The organism is Photorhabdus akhurstii (assembly GCF_018448925.1).
Lineage (GTDB): Bacteria > Pseudomonadota > Gammaproteobacteria > Enterobacterales > Enterobacteriaceae > Photorhabdus > Photorhabdus akhurstii.
Genome location: NZ_RCWE01000026.1, coordinates 21,731 through 44,719 on the forward strand (window position 1 = coordinate 21,731; position 22,989 = coordinate 44,719).

Genomic DNA, 22,989 nt, shown 5'->3' on the forward strand with positions numbered 1-22,989 from the left:
GCATAGATAGAAATCCCGCGGATAAACACATTTAATGAGGTATTTGATGAAGCGTGTAGTGATCACTGGCTTGGGTATTGTTTCCAGCATTGGTAATAATCAGAAAGAAGTACTGGCATCTCTGAAAGAAGGCCGCTCCGGGATAACTTTTTCTGAGAAATTCAAAGAGATAGGAATGAGAAGCCATGTCTGGGGGAATGTAAAACTGGATACCACCGGGTTAATAGACCGAAAAATTCAGCGTTTCATGAGCGATGCCTCTGTTTATGCTTATCTGGCGATGGATGAAGCAATTAAAGATTCTGGCCTGACTGATGATCAGGTTTCCAATATTCGTAGCGGATTGGTAGTGGGTTCTGGTGGTGGTTCTCCATATAACCAGGTTGCGAGTGCTGATGGTATGCGCGCTCGTGGTTTACGCGGTGTGGGGCCTTATATGGTAACCCGCGCAATGGCTTCCGGTGTGTCAGCTTGCCTTGCAACTCCTTTTAAAATCAAAGGGGTAAATTATTCTATCAGTTCTGCCTGTTCTACTTCTGCTCATTGCATTGGTCATGCGGCTGAACTTATTCAGTTAGGAAAACAGGATATTGTTTTTGCCGGTGGTGGTGAAGAGCTGTGCTGGGAAATGAGCTGTGAATTTGATGCAATGGGCGCACTTTCAACCAAATACAACGAAACGCCAGAAAAATCGTCCCGCACTTATGATAAAAACCGTGATGGTTTTGTTATTGCTGGCGGCGGCGGTATTGTTGTTGTGGAAGAATTAGAGCATGCACTGGCACGTGGCGCACACATATACGCTGAAATTGTTGGTTATGGTGCAACATCGGATGGCGCAGATATGGTTGTTCCATCTGGCGAAGGTGCGGTTCGTTGTATGAATATGGCATTGCAAGGTATGAAAGGTTCCATCGATTATGTGAATACGCACGGTACTTCTACTCCTGCGGGTGATTTGAAAGAGTTGGAAGCGATCAGGGAAGTCTTTGGTGATACAACACCGGCAATTTCTGCAACAAAAGCGATGACTGGTCATTCACTGGGTGCTGCCGGTGTACACGAAGCGATTTATAGCCTACTGATGTTAGAGCATGATTTTATTGCACCGAGTATTAACATTGAAGATCTTGATGATAAAGCGGCGGGCATGAATATCATCACTAAACCTACTGAGCAAAAGTTGAATACGGTGATGTCCAATAGTTTTGGTTTCGGTGGCACTAATGCTTCTTTGGTGATGAGCAAGTATTTAGGTTGATATCCCCCATCACAGATTATTTCGGACCAAAAATGGTTATTATTTGATACATCTTAGGTGACCGCGTATAGCGGGTCACCTTTGTGTATAGTCCCGTTTCTGCGTGTTGTTTGTATCTTGTTTATACCCGTCATCTTTCAAGTTGCCTCTTTGTTGGCTGTGCTCGCTCACCCCGGTCACATAGTTTGCTATGCTCCCGGGGATTCACTCCCTTGCCGTCGCGATGCACCTTGAAATCCATAAGGTATATTCGTTTATATAAAGTAAATTCAAACCTATTTTGCTTAGTGTTGATTTTGTCTGAAATATAATGTGAATACGGAAATATATTCTTGTTGTGATAGAAAAGCCCATAATATCTTTATGATAATTATGATTTTTTAATATTATGGGCTTTTTCTTAATTATGATTTATTTTCAGTAGCTACTTGCTGAATACGGCGCTTACGGACAATTCGTAATATTGGTGGAATAACCAAAACCAGAGTTGCCAGTATCAATAAACTCTGAGCAATTGCACTACTCCACAGAATGCCAAATTCTCCGTTGCTAATAGAAAGTGCGCGACGTAAGTTTTGTTCCAGCATTTCTCCTAATACAAAACCGAGGATTAATGGCGACATCGGGAAATTCATTTTCCTCAGAATATAACCGAAAACGCCCAACCCTACCATCAATAGAAGATCAAACGTCGTGCTATGTATGGCATATACACCAACCGCTGAAACAGTAGCAATAGCTGGAACAAGCAACCAGAGTGGAATAGTGAGCATCCGTGTAAACAGACCTATCATTGGGATATTCATAATCAGCAGAATAACATTGGCAATTAATAAAGCCGCAATTAACCCCCAGACAATATCCGGTTGCTCAGTAAACATTCCCGGCCCAGGCGTAATGTTATAGAGCGTTAATGCCCCCATCATGACGGCAGTGGTACCTGAACCTGGCACTCCTAATGTTAGCATTGGAATAAAGGAGCCGCAGGCCGAGGCATTATTAGCTGCTTCTGGTGCTGCTACGCCGCGAATATCACCTTTACCAAATGAATCGCTATTCCCACTGAGCTTCTTTTCAGTCATATAGGTAATTGCGCTGGCAATTGTCGCTCCTGCGCCAGGCAAAATACCGACAAAGAAACCGATAAAGGATGATCTAAGCGTTGGTATGGCGCATTCAGCCGCTTCCTTGCGATTGAACAGCAGGCGGCCTGTTTTGCGAATAATGGTTTTGCCGGTTGAGGTGTTCTCTAACATCAGCAGAATTTCGCTGACAGAAAACAGACCTATTACCACAACAATAAACTGTATACCATCTGATAGATGAACACTGTCGAAAGTAAAACGATAAACCCCGGTGTTGGCGTCTACTCCGACAGTTGCCAGACTCAATCCTATTAATGCTGCTAATAGTGATTTCAGCGGATTCTGGCTCATCATGCTACCCAGACAAGCAATAGCAAAAACCATAAGTGCAAAATATTCAGCAGGGCCGAAAGCTAGTGACCACTGCGCCAGTAATGGAGCAAATAAAATAATGCCGAAAATTGCCAGCAAAGAACCACAAAAAGAACTCACCGCGGAAATAGACAGCGCCACACCCGCACGACCCTGTTTGGCCATCGGATAACCGTCTAGTGCGGTCATAATGGCAGCGGCGTCACCAGGAACATTCAGCAGAATCGATGATATACGCCCACCATACTCACAACCGATATAAACGGTTGCCAATAAAATCAGGGCAGATTCAGCAGGCAGCTTTAAAGCGAAAGCCAGTGGCAGCAGAATCGCAACGCCATTAATCGGCCCAAGCCCCGGCAACAACCCAACAATCGTGCCGACAAAACAGCCAATTAAAGCAATAATCAGGTTTTGCGGCACCATTGCAACTTCAAAACCTTGGCTAAGATACATCCACGTTTCCATAAGTTCTCCGTCAGTTGAGCCAGCTACCGAGAGGCAGGGTTACGTCAAGTAAGCGGTCAAAGGCGAAATAGAGCGTGACGCCAAGGAACACCCCGGAAATGATTGCGGCAGGCAATGTTGCGTTAAACAACAGTGCGACACTGAATGTCAGCAGCGCTGTAGCGAGAGGGAACCCCAGCCACTCAAATGCCCAGCCATAGATAACCAAAGAGATAATCAACAACATTAGGCGACGGATAACGGGGGCGCTAGGCCAATTGCTCTGTTCTGGTTTTTTGAAAAGCAGTAGTAAGGCACAGAGCGCCATCAGAGACAGAATGATCATTGGGAAAGGTCTAGGTCCCAAAGGTTCATAAGTGTATTCGCTCTGAATGCCCCAACCAATAACCATCCCAATGGCACAGAGCACTAGCCAGATAGCAGCAAAGATACGATCGCTCATAATGATGACTCTGTTATTTGGCTAAGCCAAAAGCTCTGGCTTGTTCACGATATTGTTCAACCTGTTTTTTCACATAGTTGTCCAACTCTTTGCCGGTCATGTTGAATTCGAACAACCCACGGATATCACGCTGTTTTTTAAAAACATCTGTTTGTTGTAGTTTATTAAAAGTATCGACCCACCATTGGTACTCTTCGTCAGAAACTTTTGGGCCCATGTAAAATCCGCGGATAATCGGCCATACCAAGTCATAACCTTGCTCTTTGGCAGTAGGAATATTGGCTAAATCACCATCCAGTCGTTTATCTGCATAAACAGCTAAAACTCGGATTTTGTCTCCATTCAGGTAAGGTACCATTTCACTTAGATCACCAGAAACCGCCTGAATATGATTACCTAGCAGAGCGGTGACAGGTTCGCCACCTCCCTCAAAAGCGACATAACGCATCTTGTGAGGATCAATACCGACCTCTTTTGCCAGTAGTGCGGTTTTCATCCAGTCCTGACTACCGATAGAAGCGCCAGCGCCAAATACAATGCTGTTAGGATTATTCTTGAAAGCGTTCATCAAATCGTTCAGGGTGCGGTAAGGTGAATCGGCACGGACAGCGATCATCCCATAATCAGTCCCAACACTCGCCAGCCAGCGCACATCATTAACGTTATAGCGGCCAAATTTCCCCTGAGACAGATTGAGCAGAGAACCGCCAGAAAAGGCAACAAGGGTTCCCGCTTCAGCAGGTCGTTGTGCGACGATAGCATTGTAAGCGACAGCGCCAACACCACCGGGCATAAAGGTGACGCGCATAGGTTTGCTGATCTCTTTCGTATCCAGTAATGAAACTTGGATCAGTTTGCAGGTCAGGTCAAACCCGCCACCCGGTTTTGCAGGGGCAATGCATTCGGTCCTGCCAGGCGCACTGGCAGCAAAAACACTGCTTGTGCCAAATAGTAAAGCGGTTGCCGCTAATATCTTGATCGTTATAGCTTTCATTTGTTTACTCTCATCAATACCCGTGTAAGATATACCACTACAACCAAACTTGGTTGACCCAATTAGTAATAACAAAACCTTTCATTTACCTTTCATTAACAAGAAAAGTTGTTGATATGTGATTTTAATCTCTTAAATTTGCGTAGTGTTTCGCATTAATGAGCTAACAAATAGCTACAGGCTTTCTTTTTTGTTTTGGTTTGTTGTAAGTTTCTCGTAGTTTTGAGGTTGTACTGTTTTGTTTGCGAGAATTTTACATTCGGCTAAGAGGGGATCATGTAAACGGTAATTCTTTATTTGTGCAATCTGTTAAATTAAACGGAGAATTTATTGAATATAATCAGGCTTTATCTTGCGGAAATCTGAATTGAGGAAATGATGAAAAAATTGATTCTTTGTAGTGTTATGGCTAGTGTTATGGCTCTTGCTTTGACAGGATGTAAAACAGAACTCGACACCTCGGTATCCGTTAACCAGCTATTATCTGAACAGGTTAAAATGGTAACATCTGACTTGTTGGTTGAAGTCAGTGCATGTGGTGATTATAAAGATTCCAGACAGCCATCAAAATCTCTGTTAGAGGCTCAGGAAAAAGTACCGGCTATTTTTGCAGGCGTGGAATATGTGGAATGTTTTAGAAAAAATATGGATTCACTTGCTCACTTTAAAGTTCCCATCACTGTAGGGAATTCAAGTGTGGCTGGTTCTACTCAGGGTATTCATCTTTACGGTAATGGCGCAGATATCTTAGCGATAAGCATACCAAAAGAGATGAAGAAGAAAATTAACCAGCTAAATAATTCAATAGCATCAAAAATCAAAATCTCAATTAATATTAAGAATGACACAGATAAGATTTTAAAAATGAAGGGTTTATCTGTGTTTCTTAATGATAAGGAGCCGATTGTGATATCGAATTTTAGTTTAAAAGTAGGCAGTGAAATAAAACTCACTTTGTCTAATGTCTCTGTGGCGTCTGCATTGGATGAACGTTTTGATTTTACCCCTGTGCTTATGGCAATATCTGAGTAAATGGAAGCGGTAATAGAAATCTATTACTTGATTCGGTATGACAGAATATCCTGTTATTGATAGCGCGATATTTTGGCGCTCAAATGGAGTTGAGTCAGTGTCTGACTATTTTTCAGAAAGATAGGTGTGGCGATATAAACTGAAAATATAGTTATGCTTGTAATTATATTTATATTGGTCGATTAGATATTTAAAATATGCGCTTACTTTTGGTGGAAGACCACCCTGAATTATTGCACTGGCTGCAAAAAGCCCTGAGTAGTGCGGGGTTTGCTGTAGATGTTGCGAGTGATGGCATCATCGCTGATCAATTATTGCAGACAGAAAACTATGCGTTGTTGATTTTAGATGTTTCTTTGCCGAGGCTGGATGGCCTTTCATTATTGGTTCGTTTGCGTAAACGTGGACAAAATTTGCCGGTATTATTATTAACGGCAAAGGCTGATGTTTCTGAGCGAGTGAAAGGGCTTAATTCTGGTGCTGATGATTATCTGACGAAACCTTTTGATTTACAGGAATTGGAGGCACGTATCCGGGCATTACTTCGGCGTAGTGCAAATGTGCTACAGGAGACGCTGACATTCGGTTCCCTTGTTTATCAGGATGATGGTTACTTTATTCTGAACGATGAGCCATTGGCTTTGACGCCACGGGAACTTTCGGTTTTGACAACATTGTTCCATCGTCGAGGGAGACCTGTTTCTAAACAACAGCTGTTTGAACAGGTATTTGCACTGTTAGATGAAGCAAACCCACAAAGTATTGAACTTTATGTACACCGGATTCGGAAAAAATTGTCAGGCAGTAATGTGGGAATAAGTACATTACGGGGATTAGGTTATCGTCTGGAGTGCCAGAAAGATGAGATGGTTTAAAGTACCGAACTCATTGTTTCACCAATTACTCTTGTTTTTTGGCGTTCCGCTATTTTTGTTGGGTTGTTTATCGGTTTGCACCCATTATTGTAGCGCAGAGAATGCGGCTACGTTGGCTTATGACCGGACCTTATTGGCGTCTGCTCGAACTGTCGCAGAACGGCTGGCTGTTCAGAATAATCAATTGATTGTCGATGTACCTTATGTCGTTTTGGATAGTTTTGAGCGAAATATGAATGATAGATTGTTCTATCAAGTATTATCTCCTGAAGGGAAAACCATTTCTGGTTATGATGATTTGCCTTTAATACCTAAAGATACGCTTCGCTCCAATTTATACACCGCTTTGGTTTATTTCTATGATGCTGAATATCACGGCCATCCTATTAGGGTTGCCGCCCTTTATCAGCCGATTAATGAAGGAGGGATGATGGGAATGGCGTTGATACTGGTTGCCGAAACAGTGGCTTCCCGCCATTATCTTGCGCAACAATTATTAATATCATCTTTGATGAGTCAAGGAACAGTGGTTGGGTTGACTCTGATTCTGGCTTACTTTCTGTTGAAACAGTTACTTAAACCATTGCATAAACTTTCTGGCGTCATGGTCCGTCGTCCCGCTAATGATCTTACTCCATTACCGGATATGTTGCCTTGGTCAGAACTTTCCCTGTTATTATATGCATTTAATCGTTATATAGAGCGACTGAAACTGATGGTGAACCGACAGGAGAGGTTCAGCGCGGATGCTTCTCATCAACTTAGAACACCATTAACGGTATTAAAAACTCAAGTAGCGGTAGCGCTTGCCAGCGAAGATCCCATGCAATGGAAAGAAAGCTTACAGGCCATTAATAGTACATTGGATAACACTATCTCTCTGACGGATCGTTTATTACAGCTCTCTCGTTTGAAAGCGCATGAAAAGGAAGCTGTTCGGGATTATAGGCCGGTCAATTTAGTTGAATTGTTGCAACAGGCGTGTTTTTCTCGTTTGCAACAGGCTGAAAGTAAGCATATTGATTTGGGTTATGAAGGAGAAAATGCTCAATGGATTAAGGGGGAACCTGTATTACTGACAGAAATGTGCGCGAACTTATTGGACAATGCGATTAAATATACGCCGGAAGGTGGCATTGTTACGGCTAGAGTGATTCTCAGCGCTTGTAAGGCATACTGTTATTTGGAAGTGGATGATAGTGGGCCGGGGATTGCTAAAGAAGAAGTTAATTTGTCTCTAATGGCTTTTAATCGTCTTGATAATGCAGCGGGGCATGAAGGGGCAGGGCTGGGATTAGCCCTGGTCAAAGACATCAGTATTTATCATGGCACTCACCCCCAATTATTGCCTAGCGAAATGCTAGGAGGCTTATTGGTAAGAATCCCTTTTAAGCTTTCTGATGATTAACATCCTGAGATTTTCCTGTCTTACGTCCAATAAGAGGAGTACGTAGTTGCTGTGCCAGCATAACGCCCAATAACGTTATACCGCCGCCAATCAAATGGTAACTGTGCATCTCTTCATGTAGAACCAGAATAGCGATAATTGCGGTAAATACCGGGGCCAGATTCATAAATATGGAAGCAGTATTAGCGCCAAGCTTTATAACACCTTGTATCCATAAGTAGGGAGCGAGAATTGAGGCCGGAATGCCAGCGAATAGGACTAACGAAATATTGTTGGTGTTTAGTTGAACATCTTTTGTTAACAAAAAATTGGGCAGTAATAACAGGACGCCAAAAGCGATTTGTACATACAGGGATTGCCAGTTGGGTAATGGAATAGACCAACGTTTGGTTAATACGCCATAGAGTGCATAGGAGATGGAAGCAATCAACATCATCAATTCTCCGTGACCTAAACCGTGTTGTAGCAATGACATAGGATCACCGGCGCTAACCAACCAGACTAAACCAAACAGGGATAAAACAGTACCGAGAGCAATACCGACAGTGGGGATAACACGTAAAACAAATATACTGATAACGACAGTTAAAAGAGGAATAAGTGAATTAAGAATTCCCATAAATGTTGCGCTGACGCTGTGTGCCGCGTAATAAGCCAGGCTTTGATAAAGCACCATACCAAGTGAGCTAAGTATTAAAAGTTTCCACCAGTGTTGGCAGATTGTTTTCCATTGGCGAATGACAGGTAATACAACAAAGGGGGTTAATGTGAGAAAAGCAAGGAACCAGCGGTAAAAAGAGATTGCAGCCGGATCAATAACGGTGGCAGAGGCTTTACTTACCACAGCATTAATTGACCAAATCAAGACTGCCAGAAGTGGAAAAATCATATTCATATAAGTAAATCGCATTGAGATAAAAATGAAGGTTCAGTCTAAAGGTGTCTGGTTTATTATATATAACGATAATCAGACAATAGATAAGGCAATTAAGACAATATGACAGAAAAGCTGAATGAACCTGTAGATGTCATGGCTATTCCTGCGAGTATCTCTTTTCGTAACGAATTATTCAGTGCGAATACAGAATGTTTACGTCATGTCCATTCATTTGGGCAGCTTATTTATGTCGTTTGTGGCGTAATGGCAATGAATGTTGGGGAACAACATTTTTTGGCTCCACCACAATTTTGTGTCTGGATACCGGAAGGAATAGAACATTCGGGTTATAGCAAAAAGGCTATGCGATTTAGGGCAATAGATATCTCTCCTCAGTGGGGAAAATTATTACCAGAGCAACCTTGTATTATCCGGCTGAGTCCAATATTCAATATCATTATGGCTGATTGTTTTAAACGTGGCTTGAAGGTACCGGAAACAGAGCAGGATTTGCGGTTAGCTCAGGTGCTGATTGATCAATTGGTCCAATCTCCTGTGCAATATACCTATCTGCCTTCATCTAAAGATAAACTTTTGGCGCCGATATTACAGGAACTTGAACATAATCCGGCTGATAATAGATCATTAGCACAATGGGCAAAACGGTGTTATACCTCGGAACGTACGTTGTCACGGCGTTGCCAACAAGAATTGGGAATGTCATTTCGTGAGTGGCGGCAACGGTTACGGTTTTTGCATGCTATTTCCTTATTGGAACAAGGGAAAACAGTGAATGAAGTCGCTTTTGATGTGGGTTATAGCTCATCTTCTGCTTTTATCGCGGTGTTTCAGCAATTGGCGGGTACGACACCGGACCGTTTCAGGAAAAGTTAATAATAAAAGAAACCGTTATTATGGGTTTTGTTATGATTAAATGGCAGAATAGTTAGCTACGTCCGTTTTACGCCACAGGATGGAATTAAGTGAAGATTCTGGTTGATGAAAATATGCCTTATGCTGAACAACTATTTCAGCCATTGGGGGATGTGCAAGCTATTCCGGGGCGTCCGGTGCCGAAAGGTATACTAGATAATGCGGACGCATTTATGGTTCGCTCGGTGACTAAGATTGATGAAGAACTGCTGAAAGGCAGCACGATAAAATTTATCGGTACGGCTACCGCAGGGACTGACCATGTGGATCAGTCGTGGTTATCGCAGGCAGGAATTGGGTTTTCAGCGGCGCCGGGATGTAATGCCATTGCTGTGGTTGAATACGTTTTCTCTGCATTAATGTTGCTGGCTGAACGTGATAGTTTTGAGCTTAAAGATAAAGTTGTCGGAATTATTGGTGTCGGTAATGTCGGCAGTAGACTGGCGGAACGGTTAGCTGTTCTTGGTGTGCGGACACTTTTATGTGATCCACCAAGAGCTGCCAGAGGGGATGTTGGTGACTTTTGGCCGTTGGAGAAACTGGTTAAAGAGGCAGATATTCTGACATTCCACACGCCATTGAATACATCGGGTCCATATAAAACCCACCATTTAGTGGATGCTGAATTATTGTCAGCTTTGCCGGATAATCGCATATTGATTAACGCCAGCCGCGGTGAGGTTGTTGATAATCAGGCTCTGCTTGGCGTGTTGGAACATGGCAAGAAACTTCGTGTTGTTCTGGATGTTTGGGAGCCGGAGCCTGACTTATCCCTGCCATTATTGGAATTAGTTGATATTGGTACACCACATATCGCAGGTTATACCCTCGAAGGTAAAGCGCGTGGTACTACACAGGTATTTGAAGCTTACTGCGGATTCCTCGGCCACCCTCGTAAAGTGGCTTTATCTGATCTATTGCCGGAACCGGATTTCAGCCGGGTTACCCTGCATGGCAATGTGACTCAAAGCACACTGAAGCGGTTGATGCATTTAGTGTATGATGTGCGCCGCGATGATATGCCATTACGGCAAGTGGCCGGTCAAAAAGGGCAATTTGATTATCTGCGCAAAAACTATTTAGAACGCCGGGAATGGTCATCCCTGACTGTATGTTGTGATAACAGAGAGAGTGCTGAATTGTTAGCCGCTCTTGGTTTCAGCACAGAACTGATTTAATTCGTGCAGAAATATATCTGCATGTCAGAAATATAGATGGAGAAAACCAACATGTCAGAAGGTTGGAATATTGCCCTGTTGGGTGCGACAGGGGCAGTAGGTGAAGCGATATTGGCGTTATTACAAGAGCGTCAGTTTCCCGTTGGTGAATTGTATCCTCTCGCCAGTGAGCGCAGTGCCGGTGAAAGCCTGCGTTTTAATGGTAAAAATTTTGTTGTTGGTGATGCTGCTGATTTTGACTGGTCACAGGTACAACTCGCTTTTTTCGTTGCTGGATTAGAAGCCACAGCACGATATGTTGAAAAAGCGACAGAAGAAGGTTGTCTGGTGATTGATAGCAGTGGGTTGTTTGCTATGGAACCGGATGTACCTTTAGTTGTTCCGGGTGTTAACCCTCATGCATTGGCGGATTATCGCAACCGTAATATTATCGCTTTGGCGGATAATATGACCAGTCAGGTACTGACAGCCATTAAACCGCTGGTGGATGCTGCTGGAATTGCACGTTTGCATTTGACTAATCTGTTCTCTGTTTCTGTTCATGGCAAAGCGGCGGTTGATGAATTAGCCGGGCAGAGCGCACGTTTACTTAACGGCATCCCACCGGAGCCAGGCCGTTTCAGTAAACAACTGGCATTTAATCTTTTACCGTTGCCAACAGATGTTGAGGGTTCTGTGAGTGAAGAGCGTCGTCTTGTGGATCAAATACGCAAAGTTTTACAGGATGAGGGATTACCCATTTCAGTGAGTTGCGTTCAGTCTTCTGTTTTTTATGGTAATGCTCAGGTCGTTCATTTGGAAACCTTGCGTTCGGTCGGAGTGGAAGAAGCTCGAGAAGAATTGGAGCGGATGGTTGATATTAACGTTGCAGATGAAGGCGATTATCCGACGCCGGTGACAGAAGCATCAGGTAATGATGCGCTGAGTATTGGTTGTCTGCGCCATGATTATGGTATGCCGGAAGTATTACAATTCTGGTCTGTGGCCGACAACATCCGATTTGGTGGTGCATTAATGGCTGTTGAGACAGCGGAAAAACTGATTCAGGAGCAATTTTACTGATGTTTGGTACAGAACAAACAGAATCTGTGCCAGGTTCAAAAATGAAAATTGCATTGGGCATTGAGTACGATGGCAGCCGATATTATGGTTGGCAACGTCAGCAAGAAGTGAAAAGTGTTCAAGGATGCCTTGAAGAAGCATTATCAAAAGTCGCCGATGAACCTGTATCGGTATTTTGTGCTGGTCGGACCGATGCTGGGGTACATGCAACAGGGCAAGTTGTGCATTTTGAAACGGCTGTTCAGCGCAAGGATGCCGCATGGACAATGGGTGTCAACGTACACTTACCGCCGGATATTGCTGTTCGTTGGGTAAAAACCGTGGATGAGAGTTTCCATGCCCGTTTTAGCGCAACTGCCCGGCGATATCGTTACATTATTTTTAATCATCGTTATCGCCCGGCAGTGTTGGCTAATGGCGTGACTCATTTTCACTATTCATTGGATGAAAAGCGAATGCATCAGGCAGCGCAATGTTTGTTAGGGGAAAATGATTTTACCTCTTTCCGTGCAGTGCAATGCCAATCTAAAACACCTTGGCGTAATGTGATGCATATTAATGTCAGCCGTTATGGGCATTATGTCGTTATAGATATTAAAGCCAATGCTTTTGTACATCATATGGTGCGTAATATTGCCGGTAGCCTGATGGAAATTGGTTGTGGGAATCAGGATATTAACTGGATGGCCCAGTTGCTTGTTTTAAAAGACCGGACGAAAGCCGCTGCGACGGCAAAAGCGGCAGGGTTGTATTTGGTTGCTGTTGATTATCCGGCGCAATTTGATTTGCCTGGCGCTGCTATGGGACCTCTGTTTTTGGCAGATGATCTGATTTAACATTTGTTAGTTGCCGACACGGATGTTTTGGCATAGCGGGGAATATGATGGAATTTCTGACTCATTTTGTTGATTTTGCTAAATTTATTATTGATTTCATTCTCCATATTGACATTCATTTAGCCGAACTGGTCGCACAATATGGTCATTGGGTGTATGGCATTCTGTTTCTGATTTTATTTTGTGAAACAGGATTAGTGATTACGCCGTTTCTGCCGGGAGATTCGCTGTTATTTGTCGCCGGTGCTTTAGCGGCTTTGGACTCAAATGATCTGAATGTACATCTCATGGTGGTATTGATGATTATTGCGGCTGTTATTGGCGATGCTGTGAACTATGCTATTGGCCGCATCTTTGGCGAAAGGTTATTTACTAATCCAAATTCAAAAATTTTCCGTCGCAGTTATTTAGATAAAACACATGAGTTTTATGAAAAACATGGTGGGAAGGCAATTATTTTGGCGCGATTTGTACCGATTATCAGAACATTTGCACCATTTGTTGCAGGTATGGGGAAAATGTCTTATCGTCGTTTTGCTGCTTATAACGTGATTGGCGCACTAGTTTGGGTTCTGTTATTCACCTATTCTGGTTATATATTCGGTGATATGCCAATGGTACAACAGAATTTGAAACTGTTGATTGTCGCTATCATCTTTATCTCAATCCTGCCCGGAGTGATTGAAATTTGGCGTCATCGTCGTGCGGTGATGAAGCAGAATAGTGATAACCGGTAACAGGTTTGAGCAGTTTTTTATCCACACTGTAATAGCATTGTGGTTTAATGGCACACAAATAACAAAACTGGCATAAGCCAGATTCAGACGGAAAGATCATTCAATGAGCTGGATTGAAAAAATTCTTAATAAAAGCAACATTACCCAAACTCGTAAAGCGAACATCCCAGAAGGGGTTTGGACTAAATGTGATAGTTGCAGTCAGGTGCTCTACCGTGCTGAGTTAGAGCGCAATCTTGAGGTTTGCCCTAAATGTGATCATCACATGCGTATTTCGGCGCGTACCCGATTGGCTACATTCCTTGATGAAGGAGCAACGACGGAATTAGGGGGGGAATTAGAGCCAAAAGATATTCTTAAATTCCGCGATTCCAAAAAGTATAAAGATCGTATATCAGCGGCGCAGAAACAAACCCAAGAGAAAGATGCCCTGATCGTGATGAAAGGCACTCTGAGTGGGATGCCAGTTGTTGCTGCTGCTTTTGAATTTGCATTTATGGGCGGTTCTATGGCTTCGGTTGTTGGAGCCCGTTTTGTCCGTGCCGTAGAACAAGCGTTGGCAGACAATTGTCCTCTGATTTGTTTTTCTGCCAGTGGCGGCGCTCGTATGCAAGAGGCATTGATGTCATTGATGCAGATGGCGAAAACTAGTGCTGCTTTAGCAAAAATGCAAGAACGTGGTTTGCCTTATATTTCTGTCATGACCGATCCGACAATGGGCGGTGTTTCAGCAAGTCTGGCGATGTTGGGTGATATCAATATTGCTGAACCAAAGGCATTGATTGGTTTTGCCGGGCCACGAGTTATTGAGCAGACGGTTCGTGAAAAATTACCGTCCGGTTTCCAGCGTAGTGAGTTTTTGCTGGAAAAGGGAGCGATTGACATGATTGTTCGTCGTCCTGAAATGCGTGACACACTTGCCAGTTTACTTTCTAAACTCACTCATCAGTCACAGCCAGGTACTAAGCCAATTGTTGCTGAATTTGTGGTAGAACCCGCTGATGTCGAGGCGGATATTCAAATAAACACCAATAAAGAAGATGTCTGACACTTTACAAATTCCTCAAGCCACGTCGCCATTGATGACGTGGCTTTCCTATCTTGGGAACCTGCACGCTAAGGCCATTGATATGGGGCTTGAGCGTGTGGGGAAGCTTGCCCAAACGTTAGAATTGGTTAATCCTGCGCCTAAGGTGATAACTGTATCCGGGACTAATGGCAAAGGAACCACCTGTTGCACGATAGAATCTATTTTGTTGGCGTCCGGGCTGAGAGTGGGTGTTTACAGCTCTCCGCATCTTGTACGTTATACCGAAAGAGTGCGTATTCAGGGGAAAGAGTTACCTGAACAGGAATTCTGCCGTGTATTTGCGGATATTGAATCTCGTCGCGGCGATATTTCACTAACTTATTTTGAATATGGCACATTGGCGGCTTTGCAACTGTTTAAACAAGCTTGTCTGGATGTGGTCATCTTAGAAGTAGGCTTAGGTGGGCGGTTGGATGCGACAAATATTGTAGATGCCGATATTGCCGCTATTACCAGCATTGCAATTGATCATATTGATTGGTTGGGGTCGGACCGCGAGCATATTGGCCGTGAGAAGGCGGGGATTTTCCGTAAAGATCATTTTGCCGTAGTGGGTGAGCCGGATATGCCATCTTCTGTCGCGGAAGTTGCGGACGAATTAAGCGCCAAGCTGTTCCGTTGTGGCGTTGATTGGCGTTTCTCTCAACAGGATAAAAACTGGCGCTGGCAATCTGATGATAGGCTATTTAGCAATCTACCTTTGCCAAATATTCCTCTGATGAATGCTGCAACGGCAATGGGAGTTGTTTGTTGCCTGCTACGACAAGATGATAAAGTCAGCCGGGCTATTAATGAGAGCGCCATCCATCAAGGGTTGCAAAATGCACAGTTGCCGGGGCGTTTTCAGGTAGTTCGTGAAAATCCACTGTTGATCTTGGACGTGGCGCATAATCCCCATGCGGCGGCTTATCTGGTACAGAAACTGGCTCAATTGCCTCGTCAACCGGGTAGCAAAATCCTTGGTGTCGTGGGTATGTTAGGTGATAAAGATATTGCCGGTACACTGACTTGCCTGTCACAGCAAATAAATGAGTGGTATTGCGCTCCGTTGACTGAATTTCGTGGTGCCGATGCACAGACATTGGCGCAGTATCTTGAACAGCCACGGCTATTTACTGATGTGGAAAGTGCCTGGCATCAGGCGATGGCTGATGCTGATGAGCAAGATATTGTTGTCGTTTGTGGTTCATTCCACACAGTAGCGCATGTCATGGAGGCTCTGGACAGGGAGAAAGGAAGTGGCAAGTAGATTTCAGAATCGTTTGGTTGGAACAATTGTCTTGGTAGCATTGGGTGTCATTGTGCTGCCTGCGTTGCTAGACGGCAACAAGAAATATAACGAAGATAAATTTGCATCAATTCCCCTGGTTCCAAAGCCAGGGGACGAGCAGGAAATTGAATCTATACCTCCTCTTAATCCACCAATATTATCAGTGCCTCTGGAAGATGAGACAGAGGCATTGCAGCCAGAAACACTGGAGCAGCCGGAAATTCCATCGGTTACTATTCCTCAACCCACGCCGATAGTCCCTCCTGCTGTTCAGCCAGAAGTGAAGCCTCAACCACAGATTAAGTTTGAACCAAAACCAGAGACTAAGCCGCCAGCCCCGGCGCTTAAACCTAAACCAGACATTAAGCCAGAGCTGAAACCTGAAGTTAAACCGGTTGAAACCGCCCCGCAAGGGCAGGCTTATATCGTACAACTGGGTGCTTTAAAAAATGCCGGAAAGGTAGATGAAATTGTTGCCAGACTACGTTTGTCTGGTTATCAGGTTTATACGGTTCCTTCATCTCCGGTTCAGGGTCAATTAACCAGAATATATGTTGGTCCGAATGCCTCTAAGCAACAACTTGACTCGGCATTATCAGAATTGAAAAGTTTGACTGGATTACAAGGGCAGGTAAGGAGTTACCGGCCGTAATGGTTATAGATTGTAATAGTTACAAACTGTAATAAAAGTGAGTGATGCCTATGTGAAGAATAGGGCAACTATCATGAAGAAGTAAGTGTTCATGAAGAAGTAAATCTTAAGTGATTGCGGTGATGATTATTCAAATTCGCCGCCCAATTATTTTCTGTGGGATAGGAAATCTTGCTACGCAAACGTTTTCGTTTTCTGTTAGAATGCACTTGAAACGGATGCCGAGGTGTCTATTTTGGAATTAAAACATGGTTTGGATTGATTACGTTATTATCGCCATTATTGGCTTCTCGGCATTAGTTAGCCTGATTCGTGGGTTTATTCGTGAGGCATTATCGCTGGTTACTTGGGGATGTGCTTTCTTTGTGGCAAGCCATTTTTATACTTACTTAGCGGTCTATTTCACCCGTTTTGAAGATGAATTGGTGCGTAACGGGATCGCTATTGCGTTGCTGTTTATTGCTACTTTGATTGTCGGTTCTATGGTGAACTATGTGATAGGTTCTCTTGTGCAACGGACTGGATTGTCAGGTACTGATCGAGTACTGGGGGTCTGCTTTGGGGCATTGCGTGGTGTACTGATTGTCGCGGCTATTCTGTTTTTTCTGGATACATTTACACCATTGGCTCGAAGTGAAGATTGGAAACAGTCACAATTGATCCCACAGTTCAGTCATATCATTAGGTGGTTCTTTGACTACCTGCAAAATGCGTCAAGTTTCTTGCCGGAGAAATATACCTCTCCGTTTGGCTGATGAGGAAAAACTACATGTGCGGTATTGTTGGTATCGTCGGTTTTACACCGGTTAACCAGTCGATTTATGATGCGTTGACGGTGCTTCAGCACCGTGGGCAAGATGCTGCGGGCATTGCCACTATTGATGGTAACAATGGGTTTCGTTTACGCAAGGCCAATGGCTTAGTGAGAGACGTGTTTGAAGCCCGGCATATGCTGCGTTTACAGGGAACAATTGGGATTGGTCATGTTCGCTACCCGACAGCGGGCAGTTCCAGTGCATCGGAAGCTCAACCGTTTTATGTGAATTCTCCATTTGGTATTACACTGACACACAATGGTAATTTGACAAATGCTCATGAGTTGAAGAAAAAGCTGTTTGAGAATGCCCGTCGTCATGTGAATACCACGTCAGATTCTGAGATTTTGCTTAATGTTTTTGCTAGTGAACTGGATTGCTTCCAGCATTATCCATTGGAGCCTGATAATATTTTTGCGGCGGTAGCGGCACTGCATAAACAGGTGAGTGGCGCTTATGCCTGCATTGCGATGATTATTGGTCATGGATTAGTGGCTTTCCGTGATCCGCATGGTATTCGTCCGTTGGTTTTAGGCAAGCGTACTTTGGATGATGGCCGTAATGAGTATATGGTCGCTTCTGAAAGCGTTGCATTGGATACGCTAGGCTTTGAATTCCTGCGGGATGTTGCTTCAGGTGAAGCAGTTTATATTACTGAACAAGGTCAGCTATTTACTCGTCAATGTGCTGAAAATCCTTCTCTGACTCCTTGTTTATTCGAATTTGTCTATTTGGCTCGTCCAGACTCCTTTATTGATAAAATTTCGGTTTATAACTCCCGTATACGGATGGGACATAAACTGGGGGCGAAAATTGCCCGTGAATGGGAAGATTTGCATATTGATGTGGTGATTCCAATCCCCGAAACATCTTGTGATGTCGCGCTAGAAATTGCCCGCATACTCGGTAAACCCTATCGTCAGGGATTTGTGAAAAACCGTTATGTTGGCCGAACATTTATCATGCCTGGGCAACAGGAACGCCGGAAATCAGTCCGCCGTAAACTGAATGCCAATCGCGCGGAATTCCGTGATAAGAATGTGCTATTGGTGGATGATTCTATTGTGCGTGGTACAACGTCAGAACAGATTGTTGATATGGCTCGTGAAGCGGGCGCGAAGAGAGTTTATCTTGCTTCGGCAGCACCGGAAGTGCGTTTCCCGAATGTCTATGGTATTGATATGCCCAATGCAAATGAACTGATTGCTCATGGGCGTGAAGTGGATGAAATTCGTCAACTTATTGGTGCAGATGCATTGATATTTCAGGATTTAACCGATCTGATCGACGCTGTTCGTGAAGAGAACCCGGATGTTGATGGGTTTGAGTGTTCAGTATTCAATGGTGTTTATGTTACCAAAGACGTCGACCAGACTTATCTCTATTATCTGGAGAATCTGCGTAAAGATGATGAAGTAAAACTGAATAATCAGAATGAAATCGAAAACCTGGATATCTATAATGAAGGTTGATGGCCTTCGGGTTTAAATAGCTGTTCGGTGTTTGATGAGGAAAAAATGAAAAGATTGATAGTAGGGCTTACAGGAGCAAGCGGGGCTATTTATGGCGTAAGGCTACTGCAAGTTTTACAACCAGTTGAAGGAATAGAGACACATCTGGTTATCAGTCGTTCCGCCCGCCAGACACTGGCGCTTGAAACAGATTATAGTTTACGAGATGTGCAGGCGCTGGCTGATGTTGTATATGACAACAGAGATATTGCCGCTGCCATCTCTTCAGGTTCATTCAAAACTTCGGGCATGGTCATTCTGCCATGCTCAATAAAAACCCTTTCAGGTATTGTTCACAGCTATACTGATGGATTAGTGACCAGAGCGGCAGATGTTGTATTAAAAGAAAGTCGTAAGTTAGTGCTTGGGGTGAGAGAGACGCCGTTGCATTTGGGGCATCTCAGGCTGATGACTCAAGCGGCAGAAATTGGCGCGGTGATTATGCCGCCTGTGCCTGCATTTTATCATCAGCCTCAACAGATTCAGGATATTATTGACCAGACAGTTAACCGAGTGCTTGATCAGTTTGATATCGAGTTGCCTCATGATCTATTTACCCGCTGGCAAGGGGCTAAAAGCGTTGAGATTTAGCATTTAGCAGGTCTTCAAATGCCTCTTTTAGCTGAAAATAGCGGAAGCCAAAACCTGCTTGTTCCAAGTTATGCGGTATGGCCTGTTGCCCGCCTAGTACCAGCGCTGAAGCTTCTCCCATCAGTAATTTCAGCACAAAAGCAGGTATTCGAATAATGGCAGGGCGATGCAATACTTCTCCCAGTGTTGCAGCAAATTGATCATTATGTACTGGATAAGGGGCGGTCATATTAAAAGGACCGCTCAAATCAGGCGTCATTAACAGGTAATAGATGCCATTCACCATATCGTCAATATGAATCCAGGGCAGATACTGTTTCCCGCTCCCCATAGGGCCGCCAAGCCCAAGACGGAACAGGGGAAGCATTTTTTTCAGTGCTCCGCCGTTTTTTGCCAGTACAACACCAGTACGTAAAAGACAAACCCGAGTTTTATCACTGGCTGCCTGTAATGCAAGTTGTTCCCACTGCTTACATAGCTGATGAGTAAATTCATCATGAGGCGGCTCATGCTCTGTGACAACTGTTTGATTCTGATCCCCGTAATAGCCTACCGCAGAGCCGGAAATAAAGACTTCCGGTGGTGTCTGGCTGGCATTAATCAGCTTGCTGAGTTGCTCTGTTAATGTCCAGCGACTTTGGCACAGCTTCTCTTTTTGCGTTGAAGTCCATAGCTTGTTTGCTATGGGTTCGCCAGCAAGATTGATTACGGCATTAAAATCGTTGAGATCGGTTTTATCTTTCAGGCTGGTCCAGCATTCAGCTTGATTGCTGAATAGAGAATAAACTTTTTGAGGTGAGCGGCTTAGAATAGTAATGGAATGGGATAGAGAAAGAAGTTGGCAAACCAGACGGCTACCAATCAAACCTGTTCCGCCAGTGATTAAAATACGCATAACCACTCCTATAACCTAAATTGTTGATATAAGAACTGTTGTTGATATAAAAACTATAGCATATAGCAGAGATATAAGGACTGGTGGTTAAAGATATAGCTATCTGTCAGCCTGATCAAGTTTTGCGGGGAAATAGTTACCCCGCAGACAGGTATTAGGCTTTGCTATAGGTAATTTGAGTGGCGGGGCGTTGGCTGATAACGTCAAACCATTTTTTCACTGACGGATAATCGTTCAGATCAATATTCTGACGTTCATAGGCACGAACCCACGGATAAGTTGAGATATCAGCAATACTGTATTCCTGACCGCCCAGATAGGGTGTTTTTTCCAATTGGGTATTCAGGACTTGATACAAGCGCTTTGTCTCTTCCTGATAACGATTAATCGCGTAAGGGACTTTCTCCGGCGCGAAGTGACTAAAATGGTGATTTTGTCCTAGCATTGGGCCAAAGCCGCCGACCTGCCAAAACAGCCATTGCAGGCTTTGAATACGCTCACGTATGTCTTTGCTGAGTAACTTACCCGTTTTTTCTGCCAGATAAGTAAGAATGGCGCCAGATTCGAAAATGGCGATAGGTTTACCCCCATCGACTGGTTGCTGATCAACGATGGCGGGAATCTTATTATTCGGCGAAATGGCAAGAAATTCAGGTTTGAATTGATCTCCGGCGCCAATATCAATTCGGTGAATATGATAGGGAAGACCCGCTTCTTCCAGGAAGAGGGTGATTTTATGGCCGTTTGGCGTTGGAGCATAATACAGATCGATCATGGAACCTCCAGTGGAACACGTAATTGCGTCACACATTACCATTAATTTATGCAGCGTGTAAGGTATGTTGATATCCTTCCTAGCGTGACTGCTTCCCGCCCTGTCGGGCGAGGCTTCCCACTTCCTAGGCCGCAACCGTCTGTATGACGGATTTACGCTGGCCTCCATGGGCAGATTGCACGACGAGTCCCGCCGCACATAATTCCAGTATGCCCTTGCGTTCGATGTTGATTGCCGCGTTGATATCGCGGTCATGTTCAACTCCGCATTCTGGACATTGCCAGATTCGCTTATTTAACGGCATTTCCGGCATTTTGTGACCACAACAGTGACAGGTTTTTGAACTGGCAAACCATTGATCCAGTTTCACCAGATGCACACCTTTCTCTGCGGCCTTGTATTCCAGTTTTGTGATGAACCCAGACCATCCGGCATCGCCGATAGCACGTGCCAGATGGTGATTTTTCATCATATTTGCTGCTTTCAGTGTCTCCACAATTACCGCTTGGCTTTCGTCAACAATTTTGTGGGAGAGTTTATGCTGGAAATCAGCACGGGTATTGGCTACCCGTTCATGCACACCCGCAAGCTGTATACGGGCTTTACGACGGTTCGCACTACCCTTTTTCTTACGGGACAACGCTTTCTGTTTACGTCGCAGGTTGCGGCTGGCATTGATGAGATGGCGGGGATTCGGGGTTTTGTCACCATTCGATTTAATGGCGTAGTGCGATAGTCCCATATCAAGACCCGTAACATTTGATATCAATGTTGGTTTCGCTGGCGCTTCTGTCCCGTCATCGCAGAGTATTGAAGCATAATATTTCCCCGTTGCGCTGCGGCTCAGCGTGATACTTTTCAATGTGCCCGTAATTTCACGATGTAAACGCGCTTCAATCGGTGAAACTTTCGGGATCTTGATCGCGCTATCAAGCACTTTAACCCCAACGCAATGATAGCTTGATTGCTTTCCATGCTTACTTTTAAATGCCGGAAAACGCGCTTTCAGTTTCGGATTAAAAAAATTGGAAAAAGCCACATCAAGATTAATGACCGCCTGCTGTAATGCGATGGAATCATACTCTTTGAGCCATGCATATTTACGGGATTTTTTCGCGACTGCCAACAGCGGTTTCAGATCTTTACGGGGGCTTAAACTGACACCGTGGCGCTGGTAAGCCTGTTTTTTGATGTGCAGAGCTTTGTTGTACGCAAAACGAACTGCACCGAACTGGGCATTGAGAAACTCAGCCTGTTCCGGTGTCGGATAAATGCGTACTTTCGTGGCTCTTAACATAGTCAGCGCTCATTGATATAATACTTTTATTTTAACAGGTTAGTGGAATATATCAATTGAGTAATCACGATGATTTACTGGAGGGGTTCCTCCGTAAACGGCATAGTGTCAGCAAACTTGTTGTGCATCTGATTTTTACGACAAAATACCGCCGTAGACTGTTTGATGGACGCATGATAGAACAGTTGCGGCATGCTTTTGCTTCTGCTGCCGCAAAACTCGAATGTGAAATTATTGAGATGGACGGAGAACCAGACCATGTGCATCTGCTGGTTGCCTATCCGCCAAAACTTGCTGTCAGTGTGATGGTCAACAATCTGAAATCCGTGTCGTCGCGTCTGCTGCGCCAGCAAAACACGCATTTACGGATGCAGAGTAAAACGGGGCTTTTATGGTCAAGATCATACTTTGTCTGTAGCACCGGAGGAGCAACGATTGAAACGCTCAGAGCCTATGTTCAAAGCCAGACAACGCCTGATTGATCTTTAAAGCCCTACGGGCTTTTCGCCTTATATCCCCGCCCGCATTGAGGG

At 44.2% G+C, this 22,989-nt stretch carries 23 protein-coding genes; 16 read left to right on the forward strand and 7 right to left on the reverse strand.

Features of this window, described 5'->3' with window-relative positions; translation table 11 throughout:
* Positions 1 to 46: 46 nt before the first annotated feature.
* Positions 47 to 1,261, forward strand: a complete 1,215-nt coding sequence (gene fabB, locus EAE93_RS19715) for a beta-ketoacyl-ACP synthase I (protein ID WP_214040388.1) — start codon at positions 47 to 49, stop codon at positions 1,259 to 1,261.
* A gap of 404 nt (positions 1,262 to 1,665) precedes the next feature.
* Here fabB and EAE93_RS19720 read toward each other — a convergent pair whose 3' ends face one another.
* The 3 genes from EAE93_RS19720 to EAE93_RS19730 are packed head-to-tail and all read right to left on the reverse strand — an operon-like array spanning position 1,666 to position 4,622.
* Positions 1,666 to 3,186 carry a tripartite tricarboxylate transporter permease gene (locus EAE93_RS19720; protein ID WP_214040389.1) on the reverse strand — a complete coding sequence of 507 codons (1,521 nt, stop codon included), beginning with the start codon at positions 3,184 to 3,186 and terminating at the stop codon, positions 1,666 to 1,668.
* Positions 3,187 to 3,196: 10 nt separating this feature from the next.
* On the reverse strand, positions 3,197 to 3,628 hold the full coding sequence (locus tag EAE93_RS19725; protein ID WP_036778752.1) for a tripartite tricarboxylate transporter TctB family protein: 432 nt from the start codon (positions 3,626 to 3,628) through the stop codon (positions 3,197 to 3,199).
* A 13-nt stretch (positions 3,629 to 3,641) separates the two neighbouring features.
* The gene (locus tag EAE93_RS19730) at positions 3,642 to 4,622 is read right to left on the reverse strand and encodes a Bug family tripartite tricarboxylate transporter substrate binding protein (RefSeq protein WP_214040390.1); all 981 of its coding nucleotides are present in this window, start codon (positions 4,620 to 4,622) and stop codon (positions 3,642 to 3,644) included.
* Between the two features lie 378 nt (positions 4,623 to 5,000).
* On the opposite strand from EAE93_RS19730, the gene EAE93_RS19735 reads away from it, so the two are divergent.
* The 3 genes from EAE93_RS19735 to EAE93_RS19745 all read left to right on the forward strand — a co-directional run bounded on the left by EAE93_RS19735 (position 5,001) and on the right by EAE93_RS19745 (position 7,937).
* Entirely contained in the window at positions 5,001 to 5,654 is a 654-nt protein-coding gene (locus EAE93_RS19735) for a DUF7424 family protein (RefSeq protein WP_235319508.1), read from the forward strand.
* Positions 5,655 to 5,851: 197 nt separating this feature from the next.
* Entirely contained in the window at positions 5,852 to 6,529 is a 678-nt protein-coding gene (tctD, locus tag EAE93_RS19740) for a transcriptional regulator TctD (protein WP_036813992.1), read from the forward strand.
* Positions 6,516 to 7,937, forward strand: a complete 1,422-nt coding sequence (locus EAE93_RS19745; RefSeq protein WP_036813989.1) for a sensor histidine kinase — start codon at positions 6,516 to 6,518, stop codon at positions 7,935 to 7,937. Before tctD ends, EAE93_RS19745 begins: the two co-directional genes overlap by 14 nt.
* On the opposite strand, the gene EAE93_RS19750 is transcribed toward EAE93_RS19745, so the two are convergent.
* On the reverse strand, positions 7,918 to 8,832 hold the full coding sequence (locus EAE93_RS19750; RefSeq protein ID WP_036813987.1) for a DMT family transporter: 915 nt from the start codon (positions 8,830 to 8,832) through the stop codon (positions 7,918 to 7,920). The two genes, EAE93_RS19745 and EAE93_RS19750, sit on opposite strands and share 20 nt — an antisense overlap.
* A 102-nt stretch (positions 8,833 to 8,934) precedes the next feature.
* On the opposite strand from EAE93_RS19750, the gene EAE93_RS19755 reads away from it, so the two are divergent.
* The 11 genes from EAE93_RS19755 to EAE93_RS19805 all read left to right on the forward strand — a co-directional run bounded on the left by EAE93_RS19755 (position 8,935) and on the right by EAE93_RS19805 (position 19,489).
* Positions 8,935 to 9,708 carry a helix-turn-helix domain-containing protein gene (locus tag EAE93_RS19755; RefSeq protein WP_040149679.1) on the forward strand — a complete coding sequence of 258 codons (774 nt, stop codon included), beginning with the start codon at positions 8,935 to 8,937 and terminating at the stop codon, positions 9,706 to 9,708.
* A gap of 89 nt (positions 9,709 to 9,797) precedes the next feature.
* The gene (gene pdxB, locus EAE93_RS19760) at positions 9,798 to 10,925 is read left to right on the forward strand and encodes a 4-phosphoerythronate dehydrogenase PdxB (RefSeq protein ID WP_036814054.1); all 1,128 of its coding nucleotides are present in this window, start codon (positions 9,798 to 9,800) and stop codon (positions 10,923 to 10,925) included.
* Positions 10,926 to 10,976: 51 nt separating this feature from the next.
* Positions 10,977 to 11,987, forward strand: coding sequence for an aspartate-semialdehyde dehydrogenase (locus EAE93_RS19765; RefSeq protein ID WP_214040391.1), 1,011 nt, complete (start codon positions 10,977 to 10,979; stop codon positions 11,985 to 11,987).
* A gap of 41 nt (positions 11,988 to 12,028) precedes the next feature.
* On the forward strand, positions 12,029 to 12,823 hold the full coding sequence (gene truA / locus EAE93_RS19770) for a tRNA pseudouridine(38-40) synthase TruA (RefSeq protein WP_181147867.1): 795 nt from the start codon (positions 12,029 to 12,031) through the stop codon (positions 12,821 to 12,823).
* Between the two features lie 47 nt (positions 12,824 to 12,870).
* Complete coding sequence (locus EAE93_RS19775; protein WP_036778774.1) at positions 12,871 to 13,560, forward strand: DedA family protein; 690 nt, start codon at positions 12,871 to 12,873, stop codon at positions 13,558 to 13,560.
* Between the two features lie 103 nt (positions 13,561 to 13,663).
* A complete protein-coding gene (gene accD / locus EAE93_RS19780; RefSeq protein ID WP_214040392.1) occupies positions 13,664 to 14,608 on the forward strand; it encodes an acetyl-CoA carboxylase, carboxyltransferase subunit beta in 945 nt (314 codons plus the stop codon).
* Positions 14,601 to 15,899, forward strand: coding sequence for a bifunctional tetrahydrofolate synthase/dihydrofolate synthase (gene folC, locus EAE93_RS19785; RefSeq protein WP_214040393.1), 1,299 nt, complete (start codon positions 14,601 to 14,603; stop codon positions 15,897 to 15,899). Before accD ends, folC begins: the two co-directional genes overlap by 8 nt.
* A complete protein-coding gene (gene dedD / locus EAE93_RS19790; protein WP_036813974.1) occupies positions 15,889 to 16,572 on the forward strand; it encodes a cell division protein DedD in 684 nt (227 codons plus the stop codon). The genes folC and dedD overlap by 11 nt, the downstream gene beginning before the upstream one ends.
* Positions 16,573 to 16,820: 248 nt before the next feature.
* On the forward strand, positions 16,821 to 17,327 hold the full coding sequence (gene cvpA, locus EAE93_RS19795; protein ID WP_036813971.1) for a colicin V production protein: 507 nt from the start codon (positions 16,821 to 16,823) through the stop codon (positions 17,325 to 17,327).
* Positions 17,328 to 17,341: 14 nt separating this feature from the next.
* On the forward strand, positions 17,342 to 18,859 hold the full coding sequence (gene purF, locus EAE93_RS19800) for an amidophosphoribosyltransferase (RefSeq protein ID WP_036778785.1): 1,518 nt from the start codon (positions 17,342 to 17,344) through the stop codon (positions 18,857 to 18,859).
* 45 nt (positions 18,860 to 18,904) lie between these two features.
* Positions 18,905 to 19,489, forward strand: coding sequence for a UbiX family flavin prenyltransferase (locus EAE93_RS19805; RefSeq protein ID WP_046396071.1), 585 nt, complete (start codon positions 18,905 to 18,907; stop codon positions 19,487 to 19,489).
* Here EAE93_RS19805 and EAE93_RS19810 read toward each other — a convergent pair.
* The 3 genes from EAE93_RS19810 to EAE93_RS19820 all read right to left on the reverse strand — a co-directional run bounded on the left by EAE93_RS19810 (position 19,470) and on the right by EAE93_RS19820 (position 22,456).
* Positions 19,470 to 20,384 carry a TIGR01777 family oxidoreductase gene (locus EAE93_RS19810; RefSeq protein WP_214040394.1) on the reverse strand — a complete coding sequence of 305 codons (915 nt, stop codon included), beginning with the start codon at positions 20,382 to 20,384 and terminating at the stop codon, positions 19,470 to 19,472. The two genes, EAE93_RS19805 and EAE93_RS19810, sit on opposite strands and share 20 nt — an antisense overlap.
* 154 nt (positions 20,385 to 20,538) lie before the next feature.
* A complete protein-coding gene (yfcG, locus tag EAE93_RS19815) occupies positions 20,539 to 21,159 on the reverse strand; it encodes a GSH-dependent disulfide bond oxidoreductase (protein ID WP_214040395.1) in 621 nt (206 codons plus the stop codon).
* A 124-nt stretch (positions 21,160 to 21,283) separates the two neighbouring features.
* Positions 21,284 to 22,456: an RNA-guided endonuclease InsQ/TnpB family protein gene (locus EAE93_RS19820; protein ID WP_214040396.1), complete on the reverse strand. Its 1,173-nt coding sequence runs from the start codon at positions 22,454 to 22,456 to the stop codon at positions 21,284 to 21,286.
* Between the two features lie 56 nt (positions 22,457 to 22,512).
* Here EAE93_RS19820 and tnpA point away from each other — a divergent pair, with 56 nt between their 5' ends.
* Positions 22,513 to 22,938, forward strand: a complete 426-nt coding sequence (gene tnpA / locus EAE93_RS19825; RefSeq protein WP_036813960.1) for an IS200/IS605 family transposase — start codon at positions 22,513 to 22,515, stop codon at positions 22,936 to 22,938.
* Positions 22,939 to 22,989 lie beyond the last annotated feature (51 nt).